This is a genomic window from Maritalea sp. S77 (genome assembly GCF_049801075.1).
Lineage (GTDB): Bacteria > Pseudomonadota > Alphaproteobacteria > Rhizobiales > Devosiaceae > Maritalea.
Genome location: NZ_JBNAGG010000007.1, coordinates 52,392 through 68,893 on the forward strand (window position 1 = coordinate 52,392; position 16,502 = coordinate 68,893).

Sequence of the window (16,502 nt, forward strand, 5' to 3'; positions counted from 1 at the left end):
ATTAGCAGATTCCAGCGGTTAGCTTTTTCATTCAATCAACGCTTTCAGGCGCTGGCCAACACTTTGCGCAAAACGTGCTACGTCTGAATATTGTGGCTGTTTTGAAAAGCCTTCGAATGAGAAAAATTCACCGACGAAACTTCCGCTTAGCAAATTCGACACGATGCGATTCCGACGCTCTTCCAAATCCGCCACGTCCGGCGTCGCTTCAACGGTCTTGGGAAGCTGTTTAACCTGGTCAAAGTCTTCAATTAGAATGAAGTCCTGTGAATTTGAATAATAATTTGGAGTGACAATCGATTTGATGCCCATCAATGCGGCCTGAAGCCCAAGTGTTCCCGTGCAGGTAAAGCTTACTCCACAATGGGAAAGCACATGATTTCCGCTGACTTCATACGGCAGAAAACACACGTTTTCAAATTTCAGAATCTTTTCAATAAGTTCTTTTTGTCTAAATCCAAATTGAAGCGGATGATCTTTTACTAAAACCAAATATCCAGCTTCAGAAAATGCCTTCACAGCCTCGAAAATCAAACGCTCGTGAGCGATCAAATCCCTATCTTCAATCCAATAGTCGATCGAAGCCTCAGGAAAAAGTTGTAACCCGAAAAACACGCGCTTTTCTTTAGGAAAACGTGTTAATTGTTCTTCCCAACCATCGTCAGTCAAATCAAGGATTCGGATGTCGGTAATTTTAGGTTTATGACCGAGAAAACTCTGAGCATCCAGATAATGAAGATTAAACCTGTCTCTTTTCCAGATTGAGATTGCTTTGAATGCAATTGCCCGCGCTCTAAAATATAAAAATGTTCTCAAAAACTGAATTTTGCCAAACGACTTCGAGTTTGAAACATAGGAAGGCAAAAACAAAGGTTCGACAATTTCCTTAACCCTTTCTGAGACCAATTCTGGGGTCGGATCTTCTTCGGTTGAAACCAAATCTCCTCGTTGCATCAACATCGCCATATCGGGGAAGGCAGAAGCCGTTAACTCGTAAAATGGAATATTTCGTTTTTGTGCAACGCGTTTCAGAACATCTGAGACGTATCGGTCAATCGGGAAACTAAGGATCGCGGCCGGGTTTGACTTCTGCAATACATCGGAAAATGCATCAGACATCGCTAAAATCATTGAAACAGCGCGCCGCCGCGGTAGAAATCTGAGTAGGCGGCAACGCGCAATCACGTCGTCAATCTCATCTTCTGTCAGCAGGTCGTTAAATGCTGATTTCTCTCGATAATGATATTCCGTCCGAGCGTTGAACGCATCGACAACGCAAAAGTCCCCCTCACCCCTTAAGTCAGAAACAACAAAGCTGTTTTCAAATCCTAAGTTTTTACCAATATGGCGCCACCACGCTTCAGTGCGGTGAATTGAATAGATTAGAACATTCATCGCTACACCTTCTCCAAGTTATTGACCGCACGACTGCTGAGAAGAAGGTACACCAGAGCCACGGCTACGCTGGCGATAATAATACCGGGGATACCAAGGTAAATAGCCAAGCTCGGCATCAAGATTAATCCTACGACAAATGCAATTCCTTGCAGACGAACAGTGATATTCTCTTTGCGGCGGGAGTTAAACAGAAGATTGTTTAAATCTGCACGCATTCTAATAGCTGACACCAAAACCAGCCCTAAGGCAAAGAAAACGTTAATTTGATAATCTGCAGAAATGTCTCGAAAGCAATAAAACATCGTAATTATTGACACAGACATAATCATCAACATGATCATTATTAATATATACTCATCTGATATTCTTTTTTCTATTTCACTATTTCCATGATTTTCAGACATTGCATATATTTTTGGAGCGGTCCTATTGTATGAAAATATGTTAAATGCTTGATATATTAAAGATATAATTATGATGTGCCTAAAATATATTCCAGATGCCTCGGCCGAAAGAATTGCGCCAGCAATTAGCCTATCTGCCTGTAGAGTTATTATGGCAATCAAGCCGATTACAAAGTGATGCCATGATATAAGATAGTGGTCTCTTATGCTTGTCTTAGGAGCATTTTTGGCAGCCAATCTAAGAACATTTGGCAACATGTATCTTGCCCAATACGCTAATGACAGACAGATTGCACCTGCGGAGATAATTGCCCATATGAACACAAGTTCTCGAAATCCTGTACTATTTGGTTCCCAGAATGTGAAAAATACAATTGCCAAAAGCAAAACTAGATTTCGGACAACAGAAACCAGCATTAGAGGTATGTAACGTTTTGAAATAATCGCCATGTGGTACGAAAAATTTAGAAATGTTTCGACCAGCGCAATAAAAATACCACAAATGACAACAGATAACTCGAAGTTAGAAATAAGGAGCAATACGCCAAATACCGGCGCCACTATTATATAGTTTGAGAGAAAAAACCTTATTGTCTGAAAGGCATTATAATCAAAATTATCATTGCTGGTCGACACGCCTTTTCGCTGGAGATCGATATAACGTTCATAGCCAATTGCAAAGCTGAAAATTCCCAATATTGTTACAAAAAAACCAAACCGCCCTGCGTCAGCAAGGCTCAGTGAATAAGTGGCAATAATTACGAATCCGGAGCGAGCAGCGACATCCGCAAATTTAAGCGATACGACCATCATCGGCCGCTACCAAGCTGTCCAGCCGCCATCGGCAGCCAAAACCTGTCCAGTTACATAACTCGAATGACTCGATGCTAAAAACATCGTCGGTGCCACCATCTCTTTTGCTTTCGCCATTCGGTTGATGGGCGCGCGACTTGAGTATTTTTGCTCAAATTCTTGGTTTTGACCGCTACTAACCCCGCCAGGTGCGATCGCATTTACGCGTATCCCCTTCTCTGCCCAATGCACCGCGAGCCATTTTGTTAGACCGACGACTGCAGCTTTCGATGCAGAATAGACGGCTGGGCTGTTGATCTCTCCACCAAGATATTGGGATCCTTCATAGATACGGGGATCCGGACTCACGAGGCCATATATCGAAGAAACATTGACGATCGCTCCACCTTCTTGCTGCTTCAGCATTCTATTTCCAACAGCTTGCGACATGAGGAACATCCCATCGATGTTCACACTCATAACTTCACGCCAGGTTTGCAGCGAATAGCTTTCAAAGGGCTCGAAGAATGCCCTTACATCTTGTGACTTTGAACCAGCATTGTTTATTAAAACATCGATGTTGTTCGAAAAAATCGCAATGTCTTCCAGAGCTTCTTTTACGGAAGCAGCGTCAGAAATGTTGCATTGCAACGCAAGCGCCTGCCCATCCAAATTATCCACCGCATTTTGGGCGCTCTCTAGATCGCAGTCTAATGCAACGACTTTTGCTCCAACACTTGAAAAGCCCTTACAAAATTCACGGCCGAGAATACCTCCTCCGCCTGTAATTACGACAGTTTTTCCCTCAAATTCCGAACCATCAAAGCGCATTAATTATACTTCCTAAATACTGGTTTTATCGGCGGACCAGCCAGATAATCCTCAAAGCTATCCGCATCAACAGCTTTTCTATAAATTTCAAACGCTTCTCTAGCGGCGCTTAATGTAAATTCCAACTCCTCTTCGCCGTGCGAAAGTGAAATGGAAATCCAAGGGATCAAAACACCCTTTTTCAGCATCTCCTGCGCAAATAGCGTCCGGAACCCTGCAGAGGGTGCACCTTCTTTATCTCGGGTGACATAGTTCAGCGCTACCGGTGGCCCCTCAACCTCAAAATTTTCACCAAGCCCGTATTCATTCGCTAAATTGTTCAATCCATTTTTGAGGTTGAGCCCAAAATTCCAAATATGCGCAGGCACATTTTCTTCTTCGCAAATCTTTGAAGCCGCTAAGAACGCACCAAGTGCTGGCATCTCGGCTCCGTGCGTTGAGGACAGCAAAAATGTTCGCTCCATGTTTGGCTTGTCAATCGAACCAACTTCCATGATCTCACTACGCCCCCCCACGGCCGCTAGTGCAAACCCGTTAGCCATCGCCTTGCCGAACGTAGAAAGATCCGGCTCCACACCGAAAAACTCTTGGGCACCGGATAGGTGCCAACGAAACCCTGTTATCATCTCATCAAAAATGAGGAGGGAGCCCTGCGAAGACGTCAACTCGCGCACTTGTGTCAGAAAACTTGGACATTTCACCCCAGCCTTATCATAGGTCACTTCTTGCCAATTTCGATCATGGTCCGACAAGAACGCTGGCGTAACATGAGTTGTAGGCTCCAACATTACAGCCGCAATTTGGTCAGGATATTGATCAAACAGTCGTTGGAGCGAGGCAAGATCATTGAAATCAAAAGTCAGGGTCTTGGATGCTCTGTCGCGATCCACTCCGCGCTTAATTTCTGTGGTTCCAATAAACCAATCATCAAAGGAAAAAAACGGGTGTTGTTTTGGTATGCAAACATAGTCTCGCCCAGTATATGCACGCGCGATTTTTAAAGCTGCTGTTGTTGCGTTAGAACCGTTCTTTGCAAACTTAACCATTTCCACTGATGGCACAACATCAGCCAAACGCTCTGCGGCTTGCAACTCTGTCATTGATGCGCGCGTAAGCCCAACACCATTTTCAATCTCAGCGATTGCTGCACTGTTTACGCGTTCGTCGGCATAGCCAATTGTCACAGAACGGAGTGCCATTCCGTAATCCAGAAACCGGTTTTCATCCATATCGAAAACATAGGCCCCTTTGCCGCGCTTGAGCAACGCGGGTGCCATACTCGGGAATTGATCATCACCTCGTGAATATGTATGCGCGCCTCCAGGGATAACTCGATGAAGTCTTTCGCGAAGTGAATGGTTGTGAATAGCACTCGTTTTTTTCATCTAAATCTCGCTGGTATGTCGCCAAACCGGATTAATGCCACTGTTGTTTTTAACCACATGATAGCCCGGGCGTCCCATCACGGTTTTTTCTGCGTCAACGGCCCTATCGACTAACAAAGTTTCGGCAGCAACCTGAACATTATGTCCGATACGGCAATCGCCAAGAACCGTCGCCCCTGGGCGCAATGTGACATGCTGGTCAAAGGTAGGAAATATGTCATGATTGCTGCCAACGCTACATCTTTGATATGCGACAAAATAATCAGCGTAGTTTCCGCGACCTAGTACCGTTCCCAACGGATGTACCAGCAAAAATACCGATGGAAGCTCCACCTCAAAAAAGATATCGCACCCATGAAGGGACTTGTTGAGTAAAAAAATCTTGCTCGGCAGTTTCAAATCTTGCTCTGTTCTAAATATTTCACTGGATAAAAAGTAAAGCCACATCGCATATTGATCACCGTGCAGATGATTGAAATAGACTTTCTTTCCATCAAAAAAATACTTGTTATCAATTCTTGAAAAGCAGTGTTCCAACCTTTTAAGTGCACGCTGAACAAAGGGCATAATTTCAATTGTGCTGGTCGGTTTGTTGTCGGGAAAAAATTGATTAAGTTGCCCAGCAACATACTCAGCCAATTCGCGAGTAGATAGGCTGGTCTCGAGACTATTCATTTTGCCGACCTTTCTCTCTAAGAACGACTTCCCGATTGGCGCCGAACGTCAATGCCGTTCCCCCCCAAATAGCTCCTAACTTTGATAGGACTATGGTCAGTGAACAGGAACATCGATGAGATTGTGATTGCCGACGCACCAGCTTCGAATGCATCGATACAATGTTTAAGACTGCCTGCGCCGCTGGACGCAATCAAGGGCTTTTCCAAACGATCGGATAGTTTAGCAATCAGATCCAAATCATAACCTGACATTGTTCCATCTCGATCAATCGAGTTGATGATAATCTCCCCTGCGTGAGCCTCTTCCATTTTTAAGGCCCAATCTAAGGGGTCAACTTTCATGCAGTCCCTGCCGCCATTCTTGTAGATGAAACACCCATCTTCCGTTGTTTTATAATCGATATTCACGACAATACATTGGTCACCAAATCGCTTGGCGGCCTGCGAAACAAAATCGGGATTTTCAGTTGCAGCAGATGTTATGCAGACTTTGTCAGCGCCTGAGGACAACAACAGCCTAATCTGCTCAAGGTTTCTAACACCCCCGCCGACAGCGAAAGGCATGAAGATTTCCTCTGAAACGTCCTCGATAATTGTATGATCAATCAGGTTCCCGGTTGTCGAAGCGTTGATGTCTAGAAAGATCATTTCATCTACGCCATAGCTGTCATAGACTTTTGCGGTTGAGACCGGACTACCGGCTTCGCGCCAGTTATCAAAAAATCTTACCGCTTTCACCAACCTGCCATTGGAAACCAGAAATTTTGGTATTATTCTTTTTTTTAGCACTAAAATTCACGCTCCAACCAATTTCTCAGTATCTGTATACCATTGTCTTGGCTTTTTTCCGGGTGGAACTGTGTTGCAACTAGGTTATCTCTTGCAATTGCCGCTGTTATCTCTTCGCCGTGATAAGTCGTGGCGGCTAAGTCTGTTTTATCATTACAAACCATGTGTAGCGAATGGACGAAATAGACATCATTCTGAATACTGGGCAGTCCGCGGAATAGCCAATCTGACCCAACAATTTTTAGTTGATTCCAACCCACCTGCGGAACCTTAACTTGGGCACTTGGCTTCATGTATTCGACTTGCGAGTCAATCCAGCCAAGTCCCTTTTCCGCCCCATATTCTTGGCTGTCTTTGGCAAATAGCTGCATCCCCAAACAGATGCCCAAGATTGGTTTTTTCACAACAAGAGCCTGATGGGTTAAGACTTCCTCTAATCCAAGATTTCTAATTGCCCGAATTGCATCGCCGAATGCACCAACTCCAGGCAAAATTATTCTGTCGGCCGCCGCAATTTCCTCTGTGTTGCTCGTAACATTTACATCCGCAAAACAAAAATCTAGGGCATTATAAAGGGAACGTATATTTCCCATTCCGTAATCAACTATAACAATCACGTCTTCGCCTATTTCTCGGAGGAGTCATCCTCAGGCGCCTGTTTTCCAAGCGGGATGTCCGATAGATCAGTACGATCCCATTGATCAAAGTCATAGGGAGTTGGCCCGATCTCTGCATTTCCACGATCAAATTTCCATGGATAAACCTGATGTGTTTCAAGAGTGCTATAAAACTCTTCCTCTGACATATCGATAATTTTTAAGAACCAATCCATGGAGGCAGGGCGCTTGCCATCGTACTTTTGCTCAATTTCCAACGCCTCTTCGCGTGTTTTACGACCGTTTCGAATGTCTATCGAAAGCAAATGATTTGCCCGTCCATATCCACGCTTAACAAATTTGGAATAGTCTCGCATTCCTTGGAATGTGCATTCAACCTTTTCATAGTGATACTCGGGTGGAACGCCTTCAACCTCATGCCCATACCAGCCTAGTTCTTTTCCAATGATTTCAACATTGGCCTTGGTATCCCACTTAATATAATTTCCAAGACATACTGAACGCACCTTCAGGCGCATCAAGTCTTTACGCTTTGGATAGTTGAACATCCAGAGGTCGCGTTTTTCGACACGTCCCTCCAAAAATTCATACATATCGTCACCAGTCATGCCTTGATTCATTAGGCGGTTAAATCGTTTCTCGTCGATTTCCTCCATTTCCTCATAGGTATACCAGCTATGATATTCAGCGGTGCTCTCCCCCCAAAACAATAGAGGCGTCTCAAAGCGAAGGGCCATATGCATTACCCCAGCGTAGATGCCGGTATGGCAGTGCCAACAAAAATCGCCCCGCCGCTTGAAACTTTCCAACATCAATTCACGAACAACATGAAAATTCGGGGTCAACTCAACAACATCAACACCGAGTTTTTTGAAAACCATCGTGTTGTTTTCTTGGACTTTCGGACGATACCCCCAATGGTTATATCGGACAACTAAAGGCTTAAGCTTAAGCTTTTTCACGATATACCAAAGCTGGAATACACTATCTTTGCCGCCGCTAAAGGGCACAATACAATCATAAAGCCCCTTATTTTTGTACTCATCAATTAGAGCGTCTAGCTCTTCCGCTCTCTTTGACCAGTCAATTTTATCTTCCTTGAACTCCACCTGTCTGCACACACTGCAGACACCCTCTTCATCAAAGGAGATTGTGTCCACCGTTTCTGGCACCAAACATCTTGTACACTTTTTCAATTCATCTCTCCTTTTGATTTAGGCCTGTTTAGATGACGCAACACAGCTTCGATGCAGACAAAATCAATCTCATCATCAACTTCGAAAATCTGATGTCTTTTAGAAACAATGCCTAGCGTCCTTTCGTGACAAAAGGTTCTTGTTTCCAAATACGCTTCGACTGTTGAAATATAGATGCTGCCATCCAAGGCAAAAACAGGCTCAATATCCTGCCTTCTCGGAAGTGTGGCGAATGTTTCACCCAAAAATGGCTCAATCTTATTGTTATTGGATTTTTTCACGGCAAATGCCGGGTGTTGCGATACTGTCTCGGATATCCCCACTGCAGCATCTGCCGAATTTTTATTGTTCACAAGTGTTTCAAGTGCGTCGTCGACGTCCTGCGCCGTCGTAAGAGGTGACGTTGGCTCCAACAGAACAATATAATCAAATGCCGCTTCTTTATCGTCCAAATATTCTAAAGCGTGGCAGATAAAATCGGCAGAAGGAGAAGTGTCTGTTGCCAAGTCATCTGGACGTAAAAATGGCACTGAAGCGCCGAATTTGCGCCCAATTTCCGCATATGCCTCGCTATCTGTAGACAGCAAAACATAATCAACATATCGCGAGGAGCACGCTGCCTCAATCGGCCAAGCAAGCAGTGGTTTGTTCTCGAGCGGTCGGATGTTTTTATCCGTTAGCCCTTTCGAACCGCTGCGAGAAGGAATTATCGCTAATACTCGATCGCTTCCGATCATAAGTCTACCTTATCAGCTCGATGTTTGGTGCGTTCACAAAAGGTGCACGCAATCTTTGGGCGACCCGATCAATAATTTTTAACCCATAAAACTTGGCTGAAGTGCACCGAATGTCTCTTTTACGTCGCGCCTGCAGGATCTCTTCATTTTGATCCAATATGCTTTTATAATTTCCGCCTGTGTGACCGCCGGATCGCATTCTGACCCAGACCTGCGGAACATATTCCGACTTAATCTGGAATTCGTGAAACATGCGCAGAAGCATTTCATAGTCTGCCGCATATTTATAATTTAGGTCGAACTTGCCGACCTTGTCATAAACACTTTTTCTCACAAAAACGGTTGGATGTGCAGGAATAAAGCCATTTTGTAGATTTCGTTTGGTAATCGGTTTTGATTTCCAAAATCTTTCTACAGTTTCAACATGTTCTGGATTTACATATACAAGATCTGCGTAGCAAGCATCTATTTCAGGATCTTCGAATACACATGCAACATTATCAATTACATGATCAGAACAATAAAAATCATCTGAATTAATGAAGCCTATTATGTCACCAGATGCCTGATCTATGCCTTTGTTATAAGCATCATAAATGCCTTTATCTGGTTCGGAAATGACCTTCGTTATCCGCTGACCAAATTGCCGTACAATGTCCAGCGTGGCATCCTTGGATCCACCATCTATTACAATGTGCTCAATCTCGGAATATTTTTGTAAGTTAACAGAGTGAATTGTGTCCAAGATTGTCTCAGCACTGTTAAACGATGTCGTGATCAAAGAGATCGACTTCATGAAGCTGCCTCAGGTGTAATATTTTTTAAATGAAGGAGCATTTTTGTCCCGATTTGACAGAATTGGACTTATAGGGCCCCAATCAATCCCGATTGAAGCATCATCCCACGCAACGGAAAACTGATCCTGTGCATCAAGATATGCACCATCATATGCCAGTTTATAGTGGTAAACTGCATTTTCGCTCTTAACATAGTAGGCATTGCCAACACCTGGTGGGATTAAAACAGACGCCGGTGATTTGCGGTCAATTTCAATTTTTTCCCATTTCCCAAAACTTGCCGAATCTTGTCTTAAGTCCACCAAAACTTGTAGAATTTCGCCAAATACGCAAGTTGCTAACTTCCAAGTTTTTTCATCGCCATGAATGCCACGTAATACGTTGAAGTTTGAAGTGGAAAATTTATCATGCAAAAACGTTAGGTTTGAAGGCAGATGATTATCTATTTCTGTAGCCAGATACGAGGTCCATATGTTGCCTCGCTCCTCTTCAAATTTTGAAGGCCTAAAAATTTTTGCACCAGTAATTATGTGTGAATCTGTGACGTCAAATTGAATGGTCACTCAACTCCTCCATAATCGCTGTTGTTCAAGTCATATTTGACCATCTCTTGCACAAGTTGTTTAAAGGAAGTTTTTCTGCGCCATCCCAAGTTGCGTTCCGCCTTCGATGGGTCACCAAGCAGCAGCTCAACTTCTGCCGGACGAAAATATCTCGGATCAATCTGAACTAGTTCTTTCCCTGATTTGATATCGATGCCGACTTCTTCTTCGCCAGCACCGCGCCACTCCAACTTCACGTCGGTTTCGGCAAAGGCACATTCAACGAACTCGCGCACAGTGTGCGTTTCACCAGTCGCAATCACATAGTCTTCAGGGCGATCTTGTTGCAACATCAACCACATCGCCTCAACAAAGTCTTTCGCGTGTCCCCAGTCACGCTTCGCATCGAGGTTTCCAAGCTTTAGGACCTCTTGCTTTCCCTTCGCAATATTTGCCACTGCCTGTGTGATCTTCTTGGTTACAAAGGTTTGACCACGACGGGGCGACTCATGGTTAAATAATATCCCGTTGCAGGCGAACATTCCATAGGCTTCCCTGTAGTTTACGGTTAGCCAATATGCATATAGTTTCGCGGCGCCATATGGTGATTTTGGATAGAAAGGCGTTTCCTCGTTTTGAGGTTCTGTACCAGGAATCCCTCCGAAAAGTTCGGACGTGGACGCTTGGTAGAATTTGCACTGAACTTTTGAATCACGGATCGCGTCCAACAATCGCACGGTGCCAATACCTGTCACTTCCGCCGTATATTCTGGTACCTCAAATGAAACGCCAACATGCGATTGAGCACCTAGATTATAAATTTCGTGTGGCGAGACATCGGCTATCAAGCGATGCAAGTTACTCGAATCTGCTAAATCACCATGGTAAATATGTAGATTCGGATTGTTAAACAGGTGATCTATGCGCTTTGTCGTAAACACCGACGCCCGGCGCATAATTGCATGTACCTCATACCCTTTTTCTAACAGAAGCTCTGCTAAATAGGAGCCATCTTGACCTGTAATTCCAGTGAGGAATGCTACTTTAGATTTCATTTGATCTATCTACCAAATTATATTGATTCCAATAACGCTAGCTTATCGTTTACAATCGTCCGGGTACATTGCGTCAGGCGATGATGTATCACCTTAAAAAATAGAATAGCAATACGACCAGGGTTAGTTAATAACAGGTCAGATTCGACAACGATTTGAGATATTCCGAACCGCGTCTAAAGGATCCTGCAATTTTATATTATTTTTCAAATCTGGCTCTTTTTCTATTCGCAATGGGTTTATTCACCTTGCCTGTCGTTTTAGGATCTGTTGCGGGAGCCGCAGCGATCATTATCGGCTTGATCTGGCTTGTTATCTCGAAAGGCGAGGGATTTGATAAACTTCCAAACTTTCAAAAAGTTTGGATTCTTGTTGCCATTGGTTTTTTTGTACTTTTTGCGTTGTCAGAAGTTAGTGCTAATAGCATTAAATTCGGATTTAACACCATCGGATTCGTGCTAGCGGTTGGTGTATACCTTCGTTTCCGGAAATTTTCTAAATCGCAGATGTGGTTATCTGTACTAATTGGCTTTGCTGTATTCGGGCTACTATTGGGTATGTCTTGGGCAATCTATGAACACATCAATTTGGCAAAATTTAGAATTACTCCTATTGTTGGCGGTGGTGCGAACTTAATGGCGCGAGTTGCTGTGTTGCTTGCCCTATTTGTCTCATGCATAGTTTTGCTGGATGGAAAGACACTGCAGAAATTTAGTGTTTATGTCATTGCGCTATTTGCCGCAGGGTTGATTGTAACCTATTCAGGATCACGCGGTGCAATGCTGGCTATGCCACTATTGCTGGCGGCGCCGATATTTTCAGTGATGGCAGCGAAGAAAGGAACGTGGCTACCCCTTTGCGGGGCATTTTTCATTTGTAGTTGCCTCATATCTGGCCTTGTTTACTGGCTCAATCCAAATGAGTTGGTTTCAAGTACACTTGATCGGCTTCAATCAATAGCTAACGCGACGAGTATGGATCGCTCGACTGAACTTCGCTACCAAATGTGGCAAGTTGCTTTTCGATCTTTTTTGGAACACCCAATCTTTGGTTTGGGTTGGCACAGTTTTATTGAAGTTACTCGAAACACGGTTTTGGCAGAGTATGCTGCTGAGAACAGATTTTTTAACTTCCATTCAGACATTGCAAATTTCGCTGTGGCAGGTGGCATCTTTGGTCTTCTGTTCTATTTTCTTCTTCTGTTTTCGCCACTTATTTTTTGGGAGACACCGATAGAACATCCCTATTTTCGTTTACGTCTTTATTGGGCAGTGACAATGCCAATTTTATATATCGTGCTGGGACTTACCGATATGGTCATAGGTTTTGATTATCCAACTATGTTTTATGCCTTTTCTTTTGCCATTATATGGAGCCTGACGGAGAAAAAAGATGGAATGGGGGTGTAGTTTAACTATGATCTATGCCTTTCGAGCACCCTATGAATTTACACAGGCAACTGATGTTACAACAAAAAAAAATTTAAATTCAAAAAGATAAACAAGTTTAGCTGCCCCCATATCAGTGACCCAAGTTATTTTGTGAGCATTTCGTGCGGCCAAAAATGCTGCGGTTAAGGTGAAGGGCTCCAATCTGTGCTTTCTTTGCCATACCTGAAAGATAGCCGGATGGGTTGCTCACATTACCATCAATGTGTTTTTCATAGGTCAGTCCTAACGCTACGGCCGAGGGGTAATTACCTAATTTTTCCTTTAGTCGATGCCAATGGTCTGGTGCAAGTCCGATCATTAATCCCATTTGTTGAGATGCGTTTATGAGATCTTCCCAGCTCCTCAGTTGACCATAAAGCTCTGTTGCCAGTTCGATATAGTTGGGACAAGCAAGGGCGAACGTTTCTAGGGTAAAACCATTTTTTTTATGCGTTTCTTTAGCCTTACGAGTTTCGGTTTTACATCTTAATTGAGATTCATTTGTATTTTGTATGTGGGGTTCATTTTTGAGCTGCCTGGGGTTCTTTTTATAGGCAGATTTGTCGATTTCTTGTCTGTTTGTGTCTAAAACTTTATTTGTCAAATTTAGGGCTTTTGTGAAATGGGCTTCAATGGCATTCGCGAGTTGACTGAGTTTGTGCAAAATTGTTTCGAGGGTGCTTTGTCTGCCTGTGGCTTTTGGCATTTGGGCTAGAATGGTTTGAAATTGTGCTTCAATGCGGCGCCAGGGGCCGTTAAGGCCCCGCTCTAATGCCTCCACAAGGCGTGCACGGATGGAGCGGCGGGTGCGGGTGAGCTCTTTGCGTAATTGCTGTTGTTGGGCCCGTTCAGCCATAATGGCTCGGTGAAGGGCTTCAAACTCCCCTGCCCTAGCGGCCAATGGGCTTAAATCAAAGCCATATGCTTCGACAATGTTCCCCTGCGCATCACGGTGGCCATAGCGCTTGCCATTTGGGCTGTCGTGAAAGCTGATCAGGCCAAGTTCGCCTAGACGGCGTAGGTGGCGTTTAAGCGCTGGCAGGCTAAAGCCTGTTTGATCCATCAGATATTGATTGGACGGCCAAACGAGTGGGCGTTGCCCCTGCTCCCAGTCTTGCGGTTTCGAGAAGGCAAAGAGGATGTCGAGTAGCATCAATTGTGCTGGTTTCATGCCGATATGGGCGGCCACTTTTTTAACTGCAATGATTGCCTTTGATTTGGGTACAGAAAGCCCCTCGCCGGCTTGTGCGTGCATTTCTGCAGCCACAAGGCCCGGCGTCGGCTTGCGCCAACCTAAATTTTTCATTTTGGCTTAAAATTCAGACAAAGAAATACACCTTGCCAAACATGAATGCTTGACATTTTTTTCCGAAAGTGATTCCTTGATAGGTGCTTAAGTTATCGAGGAAGGCTTTCGAACCGTGGGGTTTGGAGGCCTTTTTCTTTGCTTAAATTTCCTTTCCTGGTTGTTGTCATCCAAATACCTTGTCAGTTGACAAGGTGTGTTACTGCTCCTTGCGAAGCTGATTATATTTTTCCAAAAGCGCGTCCATTTCGCGCTCTAAAAATTCTGCAAACTCAACCTGATGTTGTTTCTTCAGCTTGATCCGTAGCTCGTTTTTGCCCCTTTGCATGGTGCCCACCTCGCCCAATGAAAGCGAAGGTGCCCGAGATTTGCTGGGCTTTCCCGGCCTCGCTAGCTTTATGATAAGGCCGAATCGGTCGTCCGGGGATAAGTTTTTTTGCACCTTGTCAGATGACAAGGTTTCCAAAAGCTGGGTTTCGTCGGCGCCATTTTTCAAACAATCGGCCAGTTCGATCCAGCGTGGGCGGCCAATGCTAGGCGCGCGGCCGATCAATTGGATCAAGGGCGTTCCGACCTGCTTGATGACATAGCGGAATTTTGACAGCTGAGCATCGTCAACACTCAGGGCCGCTTTGATGTCTTTTGGCTTTAGCCCGGCGCGGTGCATTTCATCTGCAAACAGCGCCCGTTCAATCCAGCTGAGATCTTGGCGGTTGGCGTTCTCGATGCCCTGCGCCACCACAAGGTCGCGATCAGAATAATCGACAAGGATTGCCTTAACTGGCAGGCCCAATTCTTTCAGGGCGCGCCATCTGCGGTGCCCATAAACGATTTGATGGCGGTCTGCATGTTCTGGGTGCGGCCGCACAGTGATTGGGACTTGCTGACCTTCGTCACTCAAACTTTGCTTGAATTGCGCAAAGGCGGCGGCGTCGCCATCAGGCAGGCGATCTTGAAATGGTGAGGGGTCAATTCTGTCTGCATCAAGCTTTATAATTTTGTCCGCGCTTTGTGCATCTGCCAGCAATTGATCGCGCTCTTCTCGAAGTTGAGAAAGCGTGCGTTGGGTGGTGCCAATAATGCCAGCGGCTACGCGGCCGGGCGTTTTCTGTTTTTCTTCAGGCGTTGGCTCGGTAGATTTCGGTTTGGCACTGTCGCCAGTTAAATCGCCAAAGCTTGAAACGATGGATTTGCGCTTGCTCATTTTCGTCCCCAGGCCTCATGAATTAAATCGAGCATCGCGCCATTCACCAAATCCATGGATTCGCGTGCTCGCTTTAACGTGTTGCGCTGCACCTCGCCGGCTTCCACTTCATAAATGGAGCGCTTGCCCAAACCTGCGGCTTCAACCGCGGTGCTTTCCAATGCGGTGGGCAACAGCACATCAGTGGCGAAGAGGTGGCGCAGCAGCCCAACAATTTGCGCTTGCGCTTGGTCGTTGGGGTCGTGGCGCGTCACCAGATAACGCATAAAGTCTTTTTGCATCGTGGCACCCGCATTGCGGATCACGCCCACAAGATCGCCCATCATCAGCAAGAACTGGTTCATAGAGGCCACGTCCATCATGGCCGGATGCACGGTGATCAAAAGTCCGGTGGCGGCGTAAAGTGACGCCAAGGTCAAATAGCCAAGGGAAGGCGGCGTGTCCAAGATAACGATGTCATAATCATCGTCGACTTGCTTCAGCGCCTGGTCGAGCCGTTCAAAAAAGATCGAACCGTGATTGTTTTCATTTAATGCCAACACCCGCGGGGTGTCATATTCAAACTCCATCACCTCAATATTGCCGGGAATCAGATCGAGGCCGGGGAAATAGGTTTTGCGGATCACGTCACGGATTGGCCGCTGCTGATCATCATAGCGCAGCGCGGCATAAATGGTTTCATTGCTGGCCACGTCAAATTCAGGCTGGGTGCCGAACATGGCCGACATAGACGCTTGCGGGTCCAAATCAATAGCCAAAACGCGATAGCCCTGCAGCGCCAAATAATGGGCGAGATGCACGCTTGATGTGGTTTTGGCACTGCCGCCTTTAAAGTTGGCGATGGCCAAGACTTGTAGATGTTCGTCCTCACGCCGATGCGGCAAATAGGTGAGCGCATCATTTGGGTTCTTTTCAGCAAAATATTGCCGCAGCTCATTAATTTGCTCCAGCGTATAGGCGCGGTGATTATTTTCCAGCCGATCAGGGGAAGGGCCTTTGCCCTCAATGGACAGCGTGCGCAAACTGGATTCTGAAATAGAGGTGAGTTTGGCCACTTCTGGCGTCATAAAACGGCGGAGCGACTTTTGCGCTTGCGGCGGATACATCCGTTCGCGCAGATTTTGCAACTGGTTTGACAGCATCTCTGCATGTCGCAAAATCTTGTCGACGGAATCTTCCTCGTTGGGGTTGACGCTAATCAAATCTTCTGTTGCCATTTTCTGCTCTGACGTAAAAAATCACTTTGACGGTGTTTTTGCGTCAGAAAGTTGCCACAGATTCGTGATTCCGTCCAGAAATTTAAGGTTAACGCTTGATTAAGCGGCAAACAAGGCCTTGATTG

At 45.2% G+C, this 16,502-nt stretch carries 16 protein-coding genes; 1 reads left to right on the forward strand and 15 read right to left on the reverse strand.

Annotated features, from left to right (window positions below; genetic code table 11):
• Window positions 1-27: 27 nt before the first annotated feature.
• From ACP15Y_RS16620 to gmd, 12 genes are read right to left on the reverse strand one after another with little or no spacing between them, the layout of a single operon-like run.
• The gene (locus ACP15Y_RS16620; protein WP_424984236.1) at window positions 28-1,395 is read right to left on the reverse strand and encodes a hypothetical protein; all 1,368 of its coding nucleotides are present in this window, start codon (window positions 1,393-1,395) and stop codon (window positions 28-30) included.
• 2 nt (window positions 1,396-1,397) lie between these two features.
• Window positions 1,398-2,615 carry a hypothetical protein gene (locus ACP15Y_RS16625; RefSeq protein ID WP_424984237.1) on the reverse strand — a complete coding sequence of 406 codons (1,218 nt, stop codon included), beginning with the start codon at window positions 2,613-2,615 and terminating at the stop codon, window positions 1,398-1,400.
• Window positions 2,616-2,621: 6 nt separating this feature from the next.
• Window positions 2,622-3,425 carry an SDR family oxidoreductase gene (locus ACP15Y_RS16630; protein WP_424984238.1) on the reverse strand — a complete coding sequence of 268 codons (804 nt, stop codon included), beginning with the start codon at window positions 3,423-3,425 and terminating at the stop codon, window positions 2,622-2,624.
• Window positions 3,425-4,810: a glutamate-1-semialdehyde 2,1-aminomutase gene (locus ACP15Y_RS16635; protein ID WP_424984239.1), complete on the reverse strand. Its 1,386-nt coding sequence runs from the start codon at window positions 4,808-4,810 to the stop codon at window positions 3,425-3,427. Before ACP15Y_RS16635 ends, ACP15Y_RS16630 begins: the two co-directional genes overlap by 1 nt.
• Entirely contained in the window at window positions 4,811-5,485 is a 675-nt protein-coding gene (locus ACP15Y_RS16640; protein WP_424984240.1) for a hypothetical protein, read from the reverse strand. It abuts the gene before it with no gap.
• Window positions 5,486-5,502: 17 nt separating this feature from the next.
• Window positions 5,503-6,276, reverse strand: a complete 774-nt coding sequence (hisF, locus tag ACP15Y_RS16645; protein ID WP_424984241.1) for an imidazole glycerol phosphate synthase subunit HisF — start codon at window positions 6,274-6,276, stop codon at window positions 5,503-5,505.
• A complete protein-coding gene (gene hisH, locus ACP15Y_RS16650) occupies window positions 6,276-6,893 on the reverse strand; it encodes an imidazole glycerol phosphate synthase subunit HisH (protein ID WP_424984242.1) in 618 nt (205 codons plus the stop codon). Before hisH ends, hisF begins: the two co-directional genes overlap by 1 nt.
• A gap of 8 nt (window positions 6,894-6,901) precedes the next feature.
• Window positions 6,902-8,089 carry an N-acetyl sugar amidotransferase gene (locus ACP15Y_RS16655; RefSeq protein WP_424984243.1) on the reverse strand — a complete coding sequence of 396 codons (1,188 nt, stop codon included), beginning with the start codon at window positions 8,087-8,089 and terminating at the stop codon, window positions 6,902-6,904.
• Entirely contained in the window at window positions 8,086-8,826 is a 741-nt protein-coding gene (locus ACP15Y_RS16660) for a cytidylyltransferase domain-containing protein (RefSeq protein ID WP_424984244.1), read from the reverse strand. The genes ACP15Y_RS16655 and ACP15Y_RS16660 overlap by 4 nt, the downstream gene beginning before the upstream one ends.
• A gap of 4 nt (window positions 8,827-8,830) precedes the next feature.
• Window positions 8,831-9,622: a glycosyltransferase family 2 protein gene (locus ACP15Y_RS16665; RefSeq protein WP_424984245.1), complete on the reverse strand. Its 792-nt coding sequence runs from the start codon at window positions 9,620-9,622 to the stop codon at window positions 8,831-8,833.
• Window positions 9,623-9,631: 9 nt separating this feature from the next.
• Window positions 9,632-10,186 carry a dTDP-4-dehydrorhamnose 3,5-epimerase family protein gene (locus ACP15Y_RS16670; protein ID WP_424984246.1) on the reverse strand — a complete coding sequence of 185 codons (555 nt, stop codon included), beginning with the start codon at window positions 10,184-10,186 and terminating at the stop codon, window positions 9,632-9,634.
• The gene (gmd, locus tag ACP15Y_RS16675; protein ID WP_424984247.1) at window positions 10,183-11,220 is read right to left on the reverse strand and encodes a GDP-mannose 4,6-dehydratase; all 1,038 of its coding nucleotides are present in this window, start codon (window positions 11,218-11,220) and stop codon (window positions 10,183-10,185) included. Before gmd ends, ACP15Y_RS16670 begins: the two co-directional genes overlap by 4 nt.
• A 155-nt stretch (window positions 11,221-11,375) precedes the next feature.
• On the opposite strand from gmd, the gene ACP15Y_RS16680 reads away from it, so the two are divergent.
• On the forward strand, window positions 11,376-12,629 hold the full coding sequence (locus tag ACP15Y_RS16680; RefSeq protein WP_424984248.1) for an O-antigen ligase family protein: 1,254 nt from the start codon (window positions 11,376-11,378) through the stop codon (window positions 12,627-12,629).
• 112 nt (window positions 12,630-12,741) lie between these two features.
• Here the strand turns inward: ACP15Y_RS16680 and repC are convergent, their stop codons facing one another.
• The 3 genes from repC to repA form a co-directional block, all read right to left on the reverse strand.
• Entirely contained in the window at window positions 12,742-13,956 is a 1,215-nt protein-coding gene (gene repC, locus ACP15Y_RS16685; RefSeq protein WP_424984249.1) for a plasmid replication protein RepC, read from the reverse strand.
• A gap of 199 nt (window positions 13,957-14,155) precedes the next feature.
• On the reverse strand, window positions 14,156-15,160 hold the full coding sequence (gene repB / locus ACP15Y_RS16690; protein ID WP_424984250.1) for a plasmid partitioning protein RepB: 1,005 nt from the start codon (window positions 15,158-15,160) through the stop codon (window positions 14,156-14,158).
• Window positions 15,157-16,377 carry a plasmid partitioning protein RepA gene (gene repA / locus ACP15Y_RS16695; RefSeq protein WP_424984251.1) on the reverse strand — a complete coding sequence of 407 codons (1,221 nt, stop codon included), beginning with the start codon at window positions 16,375-16,377 and terminating at the stop codon, window positions 15,157-15,159. The genes repB and repA overlap by 4 nt, the downstream gene beginning before the upstream one ends.
• Window positions 16,378-16,502 lie beyond the last annotated feature (125 nt).

What these genes read in the sequence shown, in the direction of transcription:
- ACP15Y_RS16665 (WP_424984245.1), bottom strand. Translation starts at nt 9,622, where the DNA reads ATGAAGTCGATCTCTTTGATCACGACATCGTTTAACAGTGCTGAGACA.
- ACP15Y_RS16620 (WP_424984236.1), bottom strand. Translation starts at nt 1,395, where the DNA reads ATGAATGTTCTAATCTATTCAATTCACCGCACTGAAGCGTGGTGGCGC.
- repA (WP_424984251.1), bottom strand. Translation starts at nt 16,377, where the DNA reads ATGGCAACAGAAGATTTGATTAGCGTCAACCCCAACGAGGAAGATTCC.
- ACP15Y_RS16625 (WP_424984237.1), bottom strand. Translation starts at nt 2,615, where the DNA reads ATGATGGTCGTATCGCTTAAATTTGCGGATGTCGCTGCTCGCTCCGGA.
- repB (WP_424984250.1), bottom strand. Translation starts at nt 15,160, where the DNA reads ATGAGCAAGCGCAAATCCATCGTTTCAAGCTTTGGCGATTTAACTGGC.
- ACP15Y_RS16630 (WP_424984238.1), bottom strand. Translation starts at nt 3,425, where the DNA reads ATGCGCTTTGATGGTTCGGAATTTGAGGGAAAAACTGTCGTAATTACA.
- ACP15Y_RS16660 (WP_424984244.1), bottom strand. Translation starts at nt 8,826, where the DNA reads ATGATCGGAAGCGATCGAGTATTAGCGATAATTCCTTCTCGCAGCGGT.
- gmd (WP_424984247.1), bottom strand. Translation starts at nt 11,220, where the DNA reads ATGAAATCTAAAGTAGCATTCCTCACTGGAATTACAGGTCAAGATGGC.
- ACP15Y_RS16635 (WP_424984239.1), bottom strand. Translation starts at nt 4,810, where the DNA reads ATGAAAAAAACGAGTGCTATTCACAACCATTCACTTCGCGAAAGACTT.
- repC (WP_424984249.1), bottom strand. Translation starts at nt 13,956, where the DNA reads ATGAAAAATTTAGGTTGGCGCAAGCCGACGCCGGGCCTTGTGGCTGCA.
- ACP15Y_RS16640 (WP_424984240.1), bottom strand. Translation starts at nt 5,485, where the DNA reads ATGAATAGTCTCGAGACCAGCCTATCTACTCGCGAATTGGCTGAGTAT.